The organism is Nocardia amamiensis (assembly GCF_015477605.1).
Taxonomy (GTDB): Bacteria; Actinomycetota; Actinomycetes; order Mycobacteriales; family Mycobacteriaceae; genus Nocardia; species Nocardia amamiensis_A.
On sequence record NZ_JADLQX010000023.1, the window covers coordinates 100,721 to 116,719 of the forward strand.

Annotated in this window: 16 protein-coding genes and 1 pseudogene; 12 read left to right on the forward strand and 5 right to left on the reverse strand. The window is 68.8% G+C overall.

Annotation, left to right across the window (positions count from 1 at the left end):
* Positions 1 to 23: 23 nt before the first annotated feature.
* A complete protein-coding gene (locus IU459_RS26830; RefSeq protein ID WP_324199040.1) occupies positions 24 to 1,457 on the reverse strand; it encodes a metallophosphoesterase in 1,434 nt (477 codons plus the stop codon).
* Positions 1,458 to 1,548: 91 nt separating this feature from the next.
* Positions 1,549 to 2,061: a mycothiol transferase gene (locus IU459_RS26835; protein ID WP_195132350.1), complete on the reverse strand. Its 513-nt coding sequence runs from the start codon at positions 2,059 to 2,061 to the stop codon at positions 1,549 to 1,551.
* Between the two features lie 207 nt (positions 2,062 to 2,268).
* Here IU459_RS26835 and IU459_RS26840 point away from each other — a divergent pair, with 207 nt between their 5' ends.
* The 7 genes from IU459_RS26840 (at position 2,269) to IU459_RS26870 (ending at position 9,570) form a co-directional block, all read left to right on the forward strand.
* The gene (locus IU459_RS26840; RefSeq protein ID WP_228838568.1) at positions 2,269 to 2,583 is read left to right on the forward strand and encodes a hypothetical protein; all 315 of its coding nucleotides are present in this window, start codon (positions 2,269 to 2,271) and stop codon (positions 2,581 to 2,583) included.
* Positions 2,584 to 3,214: 631 nt separating this feature from the next.
* Entirely contained in the window at positions 3,215 to 3,769 is a 555-nt protein-coding gene (locus tag IU459_RS26845; protein WP_195132351.1) for a hypothetical protein, read from the forward strand.
* A gap of 341 nt (positions 3,770 to 4,110) precedes the next feature.
* Positions 4,111 to 5,313, forward strand: coding sequence for a transcriptional regulator (locus IU459_RS26850; RefSeq protein WP_195132352.1), 1,203 nt, complete (start codon positions 4,111 to 4,113; stop codon positions 5,311 to 5,313).
* A gap of 292 nt (positions 5,314 to 5,605) precedes the next feature.
* Positions 5,606 to 7,123: an acetaldehyde dehydrogenase ExaC gene (gene exaC, locus IU459_RS26855; RefSeq protein ID WP_195132353.1), complete on the forward strand. Its 1,518-nt coding sequence runs from the start codon at positions 5,606 to 5,608 to the stop codon at positions 7,121 to 7,123.
* Positions 7,123 to 7,524 (forward strand): DUF779 domain-containing protein, encoded by a 402-nt coding sequence (locus IU459_RS26860; protein ID WP_195132354.1) that lies wholly within the window; start codon positions 7,123 to 7,125, stop codon positions 7,522 to 7,524. Before exaC ends, IU459_RS26860 begins: the two co-directional genes overlap by 1 nt.
* Positions 7,525 to 7,706: 182 nt before the next feature.
* Entirely contained in the window at positions 7,707 to 9,116 is a 1,410-nt protein-coding gene (locus IU459_RS26865; protein WP_195132355.1) for an MDR family MFS transporter, read from the forward strand.
* A 49-nt stretch (positions 9,117 to 9,165) separates the two neighbouring features.
* Positions 9,166 to 9,570, forward strand: a complete 405-nt coding sequence (locus IU459_RS26870) for a DUF4345 family protein (RefSeq protein ID WP_195132356.1) — start codon at positions 9,166 to 9,168, stop codon at positions 9,568 to 9,570.
* Between the two features lie 6 nt (positions 9,571 to 9,576).
* On the opposite strand, the pseudogene IU459_RS26875 reads toward IU459_RS26870, so the two are convergent.
* Positions 9,577 to 10,188 (reverse strand): annotated as a pseudogene (locus IU459_RS26875) (amino acid permease); the annotation flags it as partial.
* 31 nt (positions 10,189 to 10,219) lie between these two features.
* On the opposite strand from IU459_RS26875, the gene IU459_RS26880 reads away from it, so the two are divergent.
* From IU459_RS26880 to IU459_RS26890, 3 genes are all read left to right on the forward strand, one after another.
* Entirely contained in the window at positions 10,220 to 11,407 is a 1,188-nt protein-coding gene (locus IU459_RS26880; protein WP_195132357.1) for a serine hydrolase domain-containing protein, read from the forward strand.
* 67 nt (positions 11,408 to 11,474) lie between these two features.
* Positions 11,475 to 12,467, forward strand: a complete 993-nt coding sequence (locus IU459_RS26885; RefSeq protein WP_195132358.1) for an LLM class flavin-dependent oxidoreductase — start codon at positions 11,475 to 11,477, stop codon at positions 12,465 to 12,467.
* A gap of 112 nt (positions 12,468 to 12,579) precedes the next feature.
* Positions 12,580 to 13,341, forward strand: a complete 762-nt coding sequence (locus IU459_RS26890) for a siderophore-interacting protein (protein ID WP_195132359.1) — start codon at positions 12,580 to 12,582, stop codon at positions 13,339 to 13,341.
* 167 nt (positions 13,342 to 13,508) lie between these two features.
* Here IU459_RS26890 and IU459_RS26895 read toward each other — a convergent pair whose 3' ends face one another.
* Together IU459_RS26895 and IU459_RS26900 are read right to left on the reverse strand one after the other, a co-directional pair.
* Positions 13,509 to 14,048: an HD domain-containing protein gene (locus IU459_RS26895; RefSeq protein ID WP_228838569.1), complete on the reverse strand. Its 540-nt coding sequence runs from the start codon at positions 14,046 to 14,048 to the stop codon at positions 13,509 to 13,511.
* Positions 14,049 to 14,101: 53 nt separating this feature from the next.
* Complete coding sequence (locus IU459_RS26900; protein ID WP_195132360.1) at positions 14,102 to 15,046, reverse strand: GlxA family transcriptional regulator; 945 nt, start codon at positions 15,044 to 15,046, stop codon at positions 14,102 to 14,104.
* Between the two features lie 212 nt (positions 15,047 to 15,258).
* Between IU459_RS26900 and IU459_RS26905 the strand changes: the two genes are divergently transcribed.
* Complete coding sequence (locus IU459_RS26905; protein ID WP_195132361.1) at positions 15,259 to 15,516, forward strand: hypothetical protein; 258 nt, start codon at positions 15,259 to 15,261, stop codon at positions 15,514 to 15,516.
* Positions 15,513 to 15,893: a PIN domain-containing protein gene (locus IU459_RS26910; protein WP_195132362.1), complete on the forward strand. Its 381-nt coding sequence runs from the start codon at positions 15,513 to 15,515 to the stop codon at positions 15,891 to 15,893. The genes IU459_RS26905 and IU459_RS26910 overlap by 4 nt, the downstream gene beginning before the upstream one ends.
* Positions 15,894 to 15,999: the final 106 nt, after the last annotated feature.

Below are 15,999 nucleotides of genomic sequence, written 5' to 3' on the forward strand. Positions count from 1 at the left end.
CTGCCGCCTCCGGGCCTGACCGCTCATGCCGTGAGCGAAACGAGTTCGACGACGGTGATGTCCGACGGTGCGCCCACGCGCACCGGCGGACCCCACGCCCCGGCTCCCCTGCTGACGTACAGCTGGGTGTCGCCATAGCGCTCCAGCCCGGCAAGGGTCGGATTCGCCAGGCCGGCAAGGTAATTGCCGGGCCAGATCTGCCCACCATGGGTATGGCCGGACAGCTGGAGATCGACACCGTGCGCGACCGCGTCCTCGATCAGAATCGGCTGGTGCGCCAGCATTACCGCCGTGCGGGCGCGGTCGCGGTCGCCGAGCGCCTTGCCGAAATCCGGGCCTTGGCCGGTCCGTTCGCCCTGCACATCGTTCACTCCCGCGAGGTCGAATCCCGGTAGCTCGGTGCGGGCATTCGCCAGCAAGTGCATGCCGAGTTCCTGGACGTGCTCGATCCACTGCTCGGCGCCGGAGAAGTACTCGTGGTTGCCGGTGACGAAGAACGCGCCGTGCCGGGCACGCAGCCGCGCCAGCGGCTCGACGGCCGAGCGCAGGTGCTCGACGCTGCCGTCCACCAAGTCGCCGACGACCGCGATGAGGTCGGGTTGGGTGTCGTTGACAGTCCGGACCACCCGCTCGGCGAAGCTGCGGCCCAGGATCGGGCCGAGATGGACGTCACTGACCACCGTGATCCGGAATCCATCGGCACTGCGCGGCAATTTCGCCAGGGGCACGGCCACACGCTTGACGCTGGGTCCGTTGAGGACGCCATACGCTCCGAGGCCCACGGTAGTCGCTGCGGCGGCCACGGCGGCTCCACCCACCACCCGCGAGACGAAGACGCGGCGAGGTAGTCGACTGGCCGCGGACGCGGTCGGCGCGGTGGAGACGGAGTCAGCCGACGCTGTCGCGGCGACCTCGTCCGGCATGGAATCCGGCGCTGCGGCGGAGTTGTTCGCGGCGACAGCCGGATCACTCGCAACAGCAGTAGCCCGTATGGGATCCGATGCGAGCGCACCCGAGTCCGCGGCGGCGGCAGGTTTCCGCGCAATGGGCTTTTCCTGGTCGGGACTCAAAGCGGATGTAGGTTTCGCCTCGACCGTAGCGGCCGGTGCGTCCACCGCTGGGTCGCGGTCCAGCCAGCGCAGCAGCAAACGCCGGATCGGCTCGCCGACCAGCAGCGCCAGCAGCAGATACACCAGCAGCGCGCCCCAGAGATAGCCGGGCCAGGCGATGATCCGTACCACGGCGAACGGCGCGGACGCCACCTCGGCGACCGTCGCACCGACCAGCAGCAGCGGCCCCGCCAGCACGACCGCGGTGCCGACGCGTCGCCCGAGCGAGCCCTCGATGGTGGTGTCCCGCACCAGGCGCCGCCACAGGTACCAGTGCAGCGCGCCGAACACCGCGACGACGCCGAGCACCGCGAGAAGGGCTCCGACGGCAACAAGCACAACCACCACAACGGCACTCTCTGTGAGCTTTTCGGGATCCGCGGCACCAACTTACGTCACGGCGTCGATAACGCGCGCCGTGCCGGGTTGCCCCCGCCGGTCATCTCGTCCGCTCGAGCACACCGCGCACGAAGGCGGCCTGACCCGCGTGCTGCAAATCGTCGGAGATCACGCTGACCAGCCGCACGCCCAGCGTCACCGGCGGGTCCCATCGGGTGTCGACGACGCGGTCGAGATCGCCGTCCCCGAGCTCACGGACGAAACGCAGCGTCTGCTCGTGCACGGCGTCGTAATAGCCGGTGAGCAGTTCGGCCGAAGCGCGGATGGCGGCCACGTCTGCGGGCCGGTCGCCGTATCCGGTCGCGGTTTTGTCGACCGGCAGGCCGAACCGGTCGAACCAGCCCTGCGCGGTCCATACCTGCTCGATGCCGGCCACATCGGCGATGTGGTCGTCCTGCACGCGGGTCAGATGCCACACCAGCCACGCGATCGAGTTGGCTCCCGGCTCGACCCGGTGGACCAGGTCGTCCTCCCCCAGCCCGTCCACCGCCTCGTGCACTGTCTCCTTGATCCGCTCGTAGCCGTCGGTCAGCACATCGGCACTCGTAGCCATGGTCGACTCCTCTCGATGTCCGGTGCCCTGACGGTACCCAGCGCGGCGACCCGGCACGAGCGCCGACGAGCCGGGAATTCTCGCACGTTCGCACCACATTGAACGTGCCGTTATATGGCGGTACGATATTCAATGGCGAGATCAGGTTCGGTGGAGGCAACTGGGTCACCGGCCGGACGACTACCTACCGAAGTGAGGAAGTACCGAATGATGCACGACCACAAGGCCGGACGCGCACGGCGAACGGCTGTCCGCGTGGCAATGGTCGCCGCGCTCGCACTGACGCCGGCCGCCGCCACCGCGGCACCCGCGCTGGCGCAGCAGCCGACCGTCGCGCAGACGAATCAGGCCGAAGAAATCCACGGACGCGGGTGGCATCACCACGGCGGGTGGGGACGCCACGGATGGGGCGGCTATGGCGGCTACGGATACTGGGGCAACCCATATGGTTTCTGGGGTAGCCCGTTCGGCATGTGGCCCGGGATCTTCGTGCCGCTGCTCGGCACCGGAAGCGCGTTCTGAGCACCAGTCGCAGTACGTCAGGCGATTCCGGCTCCGCGGCATGCGCTTCGGGCAGCCGCCTTCCCCGGACGCTCCCGTCGCGGAGCCGGAATCGCCTGTAGCCGAACGCACTCGACTCTCGATGGTCGGCCCCGCCGCCAACGCGATCCCCGCACGTCCGACGCGACCGTCCGGTGAGACGGAAATCCGCAACACGACGGCGTCCTCGAATTGTGCTTTCACCCAAGGAGTCCGCCCGAGCGATCCGAACTTGCTACCCCGTGGCGGCTCCCCCGCACACCACAGCGATCCCGCAGCAGCATCGAGGCAGCACGACCCGCGCGCCCGCCCCGCACTGTGTGCCGACGCCTGGAATTTTCGAAGAAATTCGTCGATCCAGCGATCGAATTATCTGCCATATCGGCCGATTCAGCAGACATTCGGCAATCCATCGAAATATCCCGGGCGAAACACCCACTGCCCGTCCATAATTCGCGCGCTGCGCCCGATGAAGCGATGTGGCTATTTTTCAGTGAAATTCGCAGAACGATTGCTTCGGCAAAGCCGTGCGGCCAGAATGGGTAGGGCCGAGAACCGGCACTTCGGGGATTCGTCGGCACTCGTGGCCGACACGACTATGTGGGGAAATACGATGAGAGTCAACAGATTCGCCGCCACCGCCCTGCTCGCGGTCGGAGCCACCGGAATAGCGACGGGTGTCGCGAACGCCCAACCCGCCGCGCCCGCGCAGGTCAGCGTGCACGGTGTCGAGCAGGGGGTCGGATTCACCTCGGCGCCTGCCCCTGACGGCAGCGCGGTGGTCACCACCGTCGAGGCGGGCAGCTTCGCATTGACCGCCGACGCCAGAGCCGTCGAACTCCGTGACGGCGCGGGGCAGGTCATCACGACCCTTCCGCTGGCTTTCCAGTCCTCCGGCGCGACGTACGGACTGGCGCCCACGATCACCGACGCCGGCCGCACCCTCACGGTGACGCCGGTCGGCGCTCCCGCGGCGACCGATCGGCTCAACCAGTTCGTCAACGAGCAGGAAACGCTCGCGCGCAAGCAGCACAACGCGGGGGTGGGCGCCCTCATCGGCGCGGGAATCGGCGCCGTGATCGGCTTCTTCCTCGGCGGCGTCGGCGCGCTGGTCACCATTCCGATCGGAGCGGGCATCGGTGCGCTGATCGGCTTCTCCACACCGTAATCCGCTGGTTCGGTGTGCGGCCGCCGATCCTGCGACCGCACACCGAGTACCCGCCGCAGAAGCTGCGTCGACACCGCTCATCTCGCGAGCAGCGCGAAAAGTACAGGGTTGGCCACCAGGCACCGAACTCCAGCACCGGACGGTTTGCCGAGGACGATTCCACGCCGCAGACGTGATGACTCACGCGACGAGGTCGGTGCCCCTGCGCCATCGCACCCACAGCGATCTCCGCTGCCGCCCACCGACTCCATATCCCCGCGCAAAACGGGATGCCCGCAGCGCTCACTGGGGCATGATGAGAGAGCACGGAGACGATCGGAGCGACGACACAGGATCGCGAGATGGCACAGCGCCGTTCCCTCGCGCAGCAACGCGCTGCACTGGAACAAGAGTGGTCCCGATGGGTACCCGCCGGGACACCGCAGGGTGACTCCGCGCTGCGCAGCGAGGTCGCGCAATCCTGGCTGCGATCGCTGCGCACCGTCGATCCCGCGTGTGACCACGCTCCGCATGACGAAGCCGACGTGGCCGCCCGCTGGGCCCGGTCCCCGCTGCGCACACCGGTATCCGAGCTGACCGACCAGCTGCGCGGCGTCACCGAGGACGCGGGCTACGTCGCCGCGATCACCGACGAGAGCGGCACCATTCTGTGGTCGCACGGCGGCCCGGTGATGCGCCGCCGCGCCGAGCAGGTGAACTTCGCGCCGGGCGGGCGATGGGACGAGGCGCACATGGGCACGAACGCATTGTCGTTGGCGCTGCGCACCGAACGGCCCCACACCGTGTTCTCCGCTGAGCATTTGGTGGCTGCCCTGCACGGATGGGTCTGCTATTGCGCGCCGATCCGCGGCGCGGACGGCCATCAGCTCGGCGTGCTCGACCTGTCCACGACCTGGGATCGAGCCCACCCGCTCGCCATGGCCACGGCACGCACCCTGGTCAGCGCCATCGAGACCAAGCTGCACCACCGCATGGCAACGCCGGGCGTCCGGCTGACCTGCCTCGGCACCGGCCGCCTGACCCGCGACGGCGCACCTGTGCGGTTGCGCCCCAGGCACCTGGAGATCCTGGCGCTGTTGGCGCTCGAGCCGGAGGGTTATACGCATGAGCGGCTGCACTTCGCGGTGTACGGCGATCGGCCGGTCGGCGCGAGCACCCTCAAGTCCGAGATGTCCTATCTGCGGCGCGCGACCGGCGGTGACATCACCAGCCGGGTCTATCAGCTGGTGAGCCCGCTGCCCTGCGACGCGGTGGACGTGCTCGCGGCGCTGGAAGCGGGCGACACCGCCACGGCCGTCGAGTTGTATCGCGGGCCGCTGCTGCCCGACTCGGATACTCCGGGGATCGTGCGCTGGCGGGAGTACCTGGAGGTCGGCGTGCGCACCGCGGTGCTGTCCAGCGTGAGCGCCGAGCACGCGCTGCGCTACGGCGAGCACGCGCCCCACGACATCGAAGTGCACGAACACGCGTTGCGCCTGTTGCCCGCCGGTGACGGTCGCCGCGCGCTCGCCGCGGCCCGGCTGCACAGCGCGCTGCACGACTGAGACCCGGACCGCGCTCGCCGCGGCGGTCCTGCTGCCGCTCGCGACGGTCGCCGGGTGCGACAGCGGGCTCGACGACGCCGCCGCGACCGCGCGCTCGTCGGCGAACGCGTCGCGGTCCCCCGGTATTCGGCGGCCTGGCTGCCCGGTAGTCACTCGGTAGCCGTCCGCACGCCACCGTCGGGCCGCACTCGTGCGCCTCAATGTTTCCTCAACCCCCGCGCGGCATAGTGACCTGCATCACGGCCGGACCGCCGTGCACTTCACGTCCGCAACCAGCGAGGAGTCACCCGCCATGAGTTACGCAAAGCCGGGAACCGAGGGCAGCGTCGTCGAATTCGCCACGCGCTACGAGAACTTCATCGGCGGCGAATGGACCGCTCCCGTCGAGGGCCGCTACTTCGAGAATCCCTCCCCGGTGGACGGACAGACGTTCTGTGCGGTGGCGCGGTCGTCGGCCGCCGACATCGACCTGGCGTTGGACGCCGCGCACCAGGCGGCCGACGCGTGGGGTGCCACGTCGGCCACCGAGCGCGCGAACATCCTGAACAAGATCGCCGACCGGATCGAGGACAACCTCGAGGCGCTCGCGGTCGCCGAGACCTGGGAGAACGGCAAGCCGGTCCGCGAAACGCTGGCCGCCGACCTGCCCTTGGCGGTCGATCACTTCCGGTACTTCGCCGGAGCCGTCCGCTCTCAGGAGGGCGGTATCAGCGAGGTCGACGCCGACACCATCGCCTACCACTTCCACGAACCGCTCGGAGTGGTCGGGCAGATCATTCCGTGGAACTTCCCGATCCTGATGGCCGCCTGGAAGCTCGCGCCGGCACTGGCCGCGGGCAACGCGGTGGTGCTCAAGCCCGCCGAGCAGACCCCGGCTTCGATCCTGAAGGTGGTCGAGTTGATCGCCGATCTGCTGCCGCCAGGAGTGGTGAACGTGGTCAACGGCTTCGGCGTCGAGGCGGGCAAACCACTGGCCGCCAGCCCGCGGGTGGCCAAGGTCGCCTTCACCGGTGAGACCACCACCGGCAGGCTGATCATGCAATACGCCAGCGAGAACATCATCCCCGTCACGCTCGAACTGGGCGGCAAGAGCCCCAACATCTTCCTGCCCGACGTCATGGCCGCCGACGACGCCTTCCTGGACAAGGCCATCGAGGGATTCGTGATGTTCGCGCTCAATCAGGGCGAGGTGTGCACGTGCCCGTCCCGCGCGCTGATCCACTCCTCGATCTACGACGAGTTCATCGCCCGGTGCCTGGAGCGGACGAAGGCGATCAAGGGCGGCGACCCGCTGGACGAGACCACCATGATCGGCGCGCAGGCCAGCAACGACCAGTACGAGAAGATCCTGTCCTACATCGACATCGGGCGTCGCGAAGGCGCGCAGGTGCTCACCGGCGGCGGTCCGCGCAAGGTCGAGGGGTACCCCGGCGGCTACTACGTGGAGCCGACGATTTTCTCCGGCCGCAACGACATGCGGATCTTCCAGGAGGAGATCTTCGGGCCGGTCGTGTCGGTGACCACGTTCGACTCCGCCGATGAGGCGCTGAAGCTCGCCAACGACACCCTCTACGGTCTCGGCGCCGGGGTGTGGACCCGCGACATCAACGCCGCCTACCGGCTCGGCAGGCAGATCAAGGCGGGCCGGGTCTGGACCAACTGCTATCACGCCTATCCCGCGCACGCGGCCTTCGGCGGCTACAAGAAGTCCGGCATCGGACGCGAGAACCACCGCATGATGCTCGACCATTACCAGCAGACGAAGAATCTGCTGGTCAGCTACTCCCCGGACAAGCTCGGATTCTTCTGATGCCCGATCCGGTCCAGCGCGTCGAGCTCACCGAGCCCGCGGAAGCGCTGCTGCACAGGCTGATCCAGCAGCACGGCCCGGTCATGTTCCATCAGTCCGGCGGCTGCTGCGACGGCAGCTCACCGATGTGCTACCCGCGCGGCGAGTTCCGGGTCGGGGCGGCGGACGTCCTGCTGGGGCAGCTCGATTCGGATACGCCGTTCTGGATGAGCGGGGATCAGTTCGAGTACTGGCGCCATACCCACCTCACCGTCGACGTGGTGCCGGGGCGCGGCAGCGGGTTCTCCCTGGAGGCGCCCGAAGGCGTGCGTTTCCTGATCCGCTCGCGGTTGCTCACCGACGAGGAAGTGGCCTTCCTCGACGCGCATCCGCCACCAACCGGGGCCGACCAGCCGCAGTGACCGGGGCACCGGCCGACTGCGGGATACGGCGGCGCCGGTGCACCGACCGGGCTGCTCACCGAAACGCCGCCTCGGTGAGCAGCCCGCCCTCCCTGCCGCGGCAAGAAAATTCCATGCGGGAATAACTGAAGAGCGGATACGGTCGTCGGAGGTGATTAGATAGGCGAACGAGAGGGGCCGCGGTGGCGACCGAGACTGTGCCTGCGTCGGTCGGGCTCCGCTCCGAACGCGGCGCCATCCTCGGTTCGCTGATGCTGGCGACCGGGCTGGTCGCGCTCGATTCGACGGTCATCGCCACGGCGGTACTGACCATCACCGACAGTCTCGGTGGTTTCGCGCAGTTCCCCTGGCTGTTCTCGGTCTATCTGCTGGCGCAAGCGGTGACGGTGCCGATCTACGGCAAGCTCGCCGACACCGTCGGCCGTAAGCCGGTGATCCTGTTCGGGATCGCGATGTTCGCTCTGGGTTCGCTGCTGTGCGGGGTGGCGACCAGCATGCTCGGTCTGATCGTGTTCCGCGCGGTGCAGGGCATCGGCGCCGGGGCGATCCAACCGATGACGATGACCATTGCCGGTGACCTGTACACGCTCTCCGAGCGCGCCAGGGTGCAGGGCTATCTGGCCAGCGTGTGGGCCATGTCGAGCGTGGTGGGTCCGCTGCTGGGCGGCCTGTTCGCCGAATACGTCAGCTGGCGTTGGATCTTCCTGATCAACCTTCCGCTTTCCGCGCTCGCCTGCTGGATGCTGCTGCGCAACTTCACCGAAAGCGCGCCGCGGCGCACGCAACGCGTCGACTACCTCGGCGCGGCCCTGCTCACCCTCGGCGCGGGTGCGCTGATCCTCGGGCTGCTCGAGGGCGGTCAGGCGTGGGCCTGGTCCTCTCCGGCCAGCATCGGGATCTTCGCCGGCGGCGCGGTCGTGCTCGTGCTGTTCGGGCTGGTGGAGCGCGGCGCGGAGAATCCGATCCTGCCGCTGTGGGTGTTCACCCGCCGCGTGGTGATCGCCAGCAGCTTGGTGTCCGTGCTGATCGGAGCCGTGTTGATCGGATTGACCTCCTACGTCCCGACTTTCACCCAGGGCGTGCTCGGCACCGGCGCGCTTGTCGCGGGGCTCACTGTGGGCGCGCTGACCCTCGGCTGGCCGCTGGCCGCCTCCCAGGCCGGGAAGGTGTACTTGCGCGTGGGCTTTCGTGCGAGCGCGCTGATCGGTAGCGGATTGGCCGCGCTCGGAGCAACCAGCACGCTGCTGATCACGCCGAGCTCGACGCTGTGGCAGGTCGCCGCGTCCTGTTTCGTGATCGGCACCGGCATGGGCCTGGTCGCCACTCCTACGTTGATCGCCGCGCAGACCAGCGCCGAATGGACCGAGCGCGGCGTGGTCACCTCCGCCAATATGTTCGCCCGCTCGATCGGCAGCGCGGTGGGCGTGGCGGTGTTCGGGGCGCTCGTCAACGCCCGGGTAGGTCATACCGATCACCCGGAGCCCGCGGCGCTCGCCTCGGCGGTGCACCTGGTTTTCGGCACGATCGCGGCGATGGCGGTGGTGATGGTGCTCGCGTCGGCCATGATGCCGCGCCGCTCGTCGAGCGACTGACGCGCGAAGTTAGCCGGTTTTCGGAAGTTCGCCCGATACCCTCCGAAGCATGCTGGGCTTCCTGACCGAACCGGACTTGGAGGAAACAGTGGCGATAGCCGTCTGCGCGATCATCGGGGTGTGCTTTCTGGGAATGGGCGGCTACGCGCTCGGTGCGCCTGCCGCGCTGATCCGCCCGTTCGGTGTCCAGCTCACCGAACCACCGGCACGCTATGAAGTGCGCGCGGTCTACGGCGGCTTCGGCGTCGCGATGGCGGCCGTGCTCGCAGTGGCCGCGCTGGATCTCGGATCACTGCGCACCGGCATCATGGTCGCCGTCGGCGCCGCCCTCGCGGGCATGGCCATGGGCCGGATCTTTTCCGCTCTGCTCGACGAGCGGGCGGCCTTCTACCCCAATTGGTTCTACTTCGCGGTGGAAGCGATCGGCGCCACCGCGCTGTTCCTCACGCTGTAGCGCTGTTCAGCGCACCACGGAGTCCCTTGTCGCGATGGACTTGCCGAGCTTGCCGAGCGCAAGATAGCCGCCCGACACCAGCACCGCCCACACGACGCCGACGGCGATAGCGGTGCGCCCGCTCTCGGTGAACAGCAGCAGCACGACCACCACACAGAGGAACGCCAGCGCCAGCACCGTGGTGTAGGGCGCGGCGGGCAGCCGGTAGTCGCTCGCGGGCAGCTCACCGCGGGCGACCTTGGCACGGTAGAGCAGGTGGCACACCAGGATGACACCCCAGACGAAGACGATGCCGATCGTCGACACCGAGGTGATGTAGGCGAACGCCTTGTCCGGGGAGATGGCGTTGACGATCGCGCCGATCACCATCGCCGCCGCCGACGCGGTGATGCCGACATAGGGCACCGCGTTCGGGTTCAATTTGCTCAGCCGGGCGGGCGCCTCGCCGTGCAGCGACAGGGTGCGCAGCATGCGGCCGGTCGAGTTGATGCCCGAGTTGCACGACGACAGCGCCGCGGTGAGCAGCACGAAGTTGACGATGCCCGCCGCGCCGGGAATGCCGATCTGCTCGAACACCTCCACGAACGGATTTCTACCGGATCGGACATTCCACATGCCATGATCGGGTCGATACCGATGAGCACCTGTCATGACTGAACAACCAACGCGGCGGCCGCGACTGCGTCGCTATGCCCTCCGCGCGGCCCTTGCCCTGATCGTGGTCGTCGCCGTCCTGGTCGGCGCGGTGTTCGCGACGACGAATGTCCTGCGCATCCCGGCGCCGCCGACATTGCTGGACCTCATGGTCGACCGGCCCTCCACCCAAGGCGCGCTGTTCGAGAGCCGGACGGTGGCCGCCTCCGCCACCCCGCGTCCGCTACCCATCGCGACGCGACCACTACCGGACCGGGTTCCGTGGCAGAGCTCGCAAGTCTCGGTCGCCGACTTCCTCCGCAACACGCACACCAATTCGTTCCTGGTCCTGCGCGGCGGCGCCGTGACCCACGAGTGGTATCGCGACGGCGTCACGGCGGCCACACGCCAGTCCTCCTGGTCGGTGGCGAAATCCATCGTGTCGCTGCTCACGGGCCGGGCCATCGACGCCGGGAAGCTCCGCGAAGACGATCGCCTGGTGGACATCCTCCCCCAGCTGGTCACCGGCGGCCCCTACGACCGCGTCACCATCCGCGACCTGCTGGACATGGCCTCCGGCGTCGACGTCGGGGAGAACTACAACAAATACCTGCCGCTGACCGGCACCGCCCGCATGTACCTCACCGAGGACTTGGCCGGATTCGTCCGCGAGCACCGCCGCCTGCGATTCGATCCCGGCAGTGCGGGGGAATACCGCAGCGTGGACACCCAACTGCTCGGCATGGCGGTGGCGAAGGTCGAGAGGATGCCGCTGGGCGAGGTGTTGCAGCGCGACATCTGGGGACCGATCGGCGCCCAGGACGACGCGCTGTGGAACCTCGACCGCGCGGGCGGCGAAGAGAAAGCGTTCTGCTGCCTGAACGCGACGGCCCGAGATTTCGCCAAGATCGGCCAGCTGGTGCTGGACGGCGGACGCGCGGGCGACGCGCAGATCGTGCCGCCCGCGTGGATCGAGCGCATCCGCACCCCGGCCCCGCACCGGGTCGGCGACTGGCCTTATGCCGCGCAGTGGTGGCATCCGACCGGTGGGGACGGCGCGGACCTCACCGCCGTCGGGGTCTACGGACAGTACGTCTACGTCGACCCGCCCAGCGGCACCGTCATCGTCAAGCTCAGCGATCACGGGACCACGCAGGACGAGCAGGAGACCGTCGAGGTGTTCCGCGCGATCGCCCGCGGGTGAGGCGGCCGCGAAATACCCCGGACGCGCCGGGCGTTGGCACTGGGGATCGGCACTGTGGAGGAGACCCATGATCGACGTCCCGTTGTCCGTACTGGATCTCGCGCCGGTGCAGTCCGGCCGCACCGTCGGCGAGGGGCTCGACGCGACCACCGAATTGGCCCGGCGCACCGAGGCTTTGGGCTATCACCGGTTCTGGGTCGCCGAACACCACAACATGCCCGGCATCGCCAGCTCCGCGCCGAGCGTGCTGCTCGCCCACCTGGCGGCCGCCACCTCGACCATCCGGGTCGGTTCCGGCGGGGTGATGCTGCCCAACCACGCTCCCTTGGTGGTCGCCGAGCAGTTCGGCACCCTGCACGCGCTGCATCCGGGACGCGTCGACCTGGGCATCGGACGCGCGCCGGGGACCGACCAGGCGACCGCACGCGCGCTGCGGCGGACCGAGAACGGCTTGTCGGCGGAGTCGTTCCCCCAGGAACTGGCCGCGCTGCTCGGCTACTTCCGCGGCGCCGATCCCGGTGGCATCGCCGCGACGCCGGGCCGCGGCGAGGAGCCGGAGATCTGGCTGCTCGGCTCCAGCGGCTACAGCGCGCAGGTCGCCGCGGTGCTGGGCCTGCCGTTCGCCTTCGCCCACCACATCGCCCCGGACAACACCGAGCCCGCGCTGGCGCTGTATCGCGAGCATTTCCGGCCCTCGGAACGGCTGCCGCGCCCGCACGCGATGGTGGCGGTCGCCGCCATCTGCGCCGATACCGACGAGCGCGCCGACACCCTGGCCCGGCCCCGCGACCTGGCTTTCCTGAATCTGATCCGCGGCACACCGCGGGCTCTGGCTACGCCGGAGGAGGCCGCCGCGTTCGAACCGTCGGAGCACGAGCGCGCGTTCATCGAGCAGCGCCGGGCCGGGCAACTGCTCGGCTCGCCGGAGACGGTTCGCGCTCAGCTCACCGACCTGCTGCGGCGCACCGAGGCCGACGAGCTGATGATCAACACGCTGGTCTACGACATCGACGACCGCGTCCGTTCGTTCGAATTGGTCAAGGAGAAGGTCGCCGCGTAAGCGAGCGGGGCATGGCATACCGCGGCACGCCGTCAGCGGTTGCCGCAGCTCGAGCCGAACGCCAGGTAGGGTAAGTAAGGCAACCCTAATTATTCTTGTACCGGAGGTTCTCTTGGCCCGTCCTCGCACCACCCTCACCGTGCAACGCACCGAGTGGCTGACCCCGCATCTGATCCGGGTGTTTCTCGGCGGCCCCGGCTTCGCCGCGTTCCGGTCCAGCGAGTGCACCGACTCGTATGTGAAGTTCATCTTCCCGCGCGACGGGATGGAGGTGTTGCGCACCTACACCGTCCGCTCGGTGGACCCGGTCGCCGGGGAGATCGCCGTGGACTTCGTCTTCCACGGCGCGGAGGGAATCGCGGGGCCCTGGGCGGCCGCGGTTCAGCCGGGCGAAACGATCGACCTGTACGGTCCCGGCGGCGCGTACTCGCCCCGCCCGGACGCCGACTGGCACCTGCTGGCCGGTGACGAGGCGGCGCTGCCCGCGATCGCCGCCGCGCTCGAGGCGATGCCGGGTGACGCGACCGGGCTCGCATTCGTCGAAGTCGCCGGTCCGGACGACGAGCTGCCGCTGAAGAAGCCGGACGGCATCGAGCTGACCTGGCTGCACCGCGGCGTCCGCCCGCCGGGCGAGCTGCTCGCCGAGACCGTCCGCCAAGCCTCGTGGGCACCGGGTCAGGTCCAGGTGTTCATCCACGGCGAGGCCAAGGCGGTCATGCAGGACCTGCGCCGCTACGTGCGCAAGGAGCGCGGCGTGCCCGCCGAGTGGGCGGCGTCGATCTCCGGCTACTGGCGCCGCGGCCGCACCGAGGAAGGCTTCCGGGAGTGGAAGGCGGAACTCAACGCGGCGGAGGCGGCAGCGGCCAACGGCTGAACCGGCACCGGTGGGCGTTCTGCGGACGCCCACCGCGACAGCGTTGTCGCACAGGAGCGTTCATCCGGCATTCGGACAGGCACGACGCGCTCAGTCGCCCCAGCTGCTCTGCGCCAAGATCCCCTCCCAGGTCAATGGCGGCAGCTCGGGGTGGCGTTGCTGCAGGATCACACCGGCCAAGCTTCCCGGCGGCGCTTTCTGCGGCTTCGCCAAGGCTTGCGCTTCGAGGGCGTCGCCGAGCGCGCGGCTGCCACAATCCAGGTTTCCGGCGGTCGGCGGCGGCGCCAGACGGGCGAATCGGTGAATCCCGCGGTGTGCGCGGCGATCGCGTCCCAGATCGTATCCACCCTGGCATCGGTGACGCCGTTGTCCTCGAGAAATCGCGCGGCATAGTCGGCACCGTCGATCTCGAATTTCTGGTCGCCATTGGCGATGTCGGCCAAGCCGATGTCGTGCAGCGCGCAGATGAGATACATCGTCTCCTCGTCATAGTCGGCACCGGGCCGGATGCCCTGCTGTTCGGCGAGGGCGCGTCCGAAGAGGAAGCCACGCACACTGTGGTTGCGCAGAAGCGGGGAAAGCTGGGTGGTGACCAGTTCGCCGACCTTGCCCGCCAACGCGGTGGTTGGAAAGCTCAGCGAGAGTGATTGTGCCGGGGCCGTTTTCGCAGCGACAGCGAATGCGCTTGCGGCAATACCCGCGCCCATGGCGGCACGGCGTGATATCGACATGGTCGACTCCCTTGTGAGTAATGATGCGATCAGCGCGCGGGCGCGCGGAAGCGCCTGCGGTAGTCGCTCGGCGACGTGCCGAGCAATTCGGCGAAGGTACGGCGCATCGTCTCCTCGGAGCCGAACCCGCAGCGGCGGGCCACCACCGCCATCGGCGCGTCACCGGATTCGAGCAGCGCCTGCGCGGCCTCCACCCGGGCCTGTTTGACGTAGCGCCCCGGCGTCATACCGATTTCCTGTTGGAACAGCCGGCTCAGGTGGCGCTCGCTCAACGCGGCGCGGGCCGCCATCGCCGCCAGGCTGTGGTCCGCGCACAGATCGGCGACCACCGCGTCCACTACCTGGCGCACGCCGCCGGTGCTCGGAGTCGGAATGCTGGTGCGGACGCTGAACTGCGACTGCCCGCCGGGCCGGTGCAGGAATACGACGAGGTGCTTGGCCAGGTTGCGCGCCAGTTCGGCACCGTGCTGCTCTTCGACGAGCGCCAGCGCCATGTCGATACCGGCGGTGACGCCCGCCGACGTGATGATCGGCCCGTCCCGCACGTAGATGGCGTCGGCGTCGACCCGGACGCTCGGAAACCGCTGGGCCATATCAGCACACGCCATCCAATGGGTGGTGGCGCGCCGACCGTCGAGCAGTCCCGCTTCCGCGAGCACCAACGCCCCGGTGCACACGGACGCCACCCGGCGAGCCCTGTCGCCGACCGCGCGCACCGCGTCCACCAGCGCGTCCGGAACACGATCCTCCGGCGCATATCCCGGCACCAACAGCGTCTCGATCGCTCCGCCGAATTCGCTGAGCGCACCGTCGACGCCCAGCGGCACACCCACATCCGTGCGCACCGGCGCACCATCCGGCGACGCGAACCGGATCCGGTGTCCTGCCCAGTGCAGCACCTGCACCGGCCCGGCGACGTCGAGCATCAGCACACCGTCCGACACCGCGACCACGACGTCACCACTTGCCTCCATGAGCCCAGTCTCGAGCCATCTATCCGTGTCTGCAAGGACGCGTATCCCACAGATCCGGACATGCCGGGACGCCATCCACTCCACGGACCAAGCAGCGGCGATGCGGAACATCGCCCGGTCGGCGGACCTACCCGAGCTCTGAGATTCCCGGCGGCGCGCAACGGCCGGGAAGACGGTATGACTCGGTAATACCGCCCTGGTAGACTGGCCTTATGAAGAAGATCACGATCAGCATCCCTGACGAGATCGCCGACAAGGCCGCCCGCGCTGTCGAGTCCGGCAACGCGTCGTCGGTGTCCGCGTGGTTCGCTGATCTCGCCCGCCGCGAACCCGATTGGGCCGCAGCCTCCGAAATCCTCGCCGAACTCGCGGCCGAGGCAGGCGTCACCGGTGCCGATCGCGAATGGGCCGCCGGCGTGTTCGATGAGATCGACGCCGAGCGGACCGACGCTCTCGGCGGTGCCGCGTGATCGTGCTCGACACCGGCGCTTTGATCGGACTCGAGAAAGGCAAGCCGCGCGCTATCGGACTGCTCGAGGAAGCCGCCCGCCGGAAAACGCGAATCGTCGTTCCCGCAACGGTGCTGGCGCAGGCATGGCGCAACGATCCCCGTCAGCATCCGATTCGGCGGTTGCTGAAAACCGAGACGGTGATCGTCGCCGCGCTCGATGAGCCCGCCGCCGTCGCTGTCGGCGCTGTGCTCGCCGCGACCAGCACCGCCGACGTCGTGGACGCTCACGTGATCGTGACCGCGCGCACCCTGCGGGCCGATCGTGTCGTCACTTCCGACCCGGACGACTTGACCGCGCTCGATCCTGCGGTGCGGCTAGGCCCTGTGTCGAAGTGATGAGGGCGGGCCTGGTGGCCTGCCTTCACTCGTTTCGGAGCCATTGGTTGATCACGGCGATGTGGATGGTGGCCAGGTAGCGGACGGCGAGCTTGTCGTACCTGGT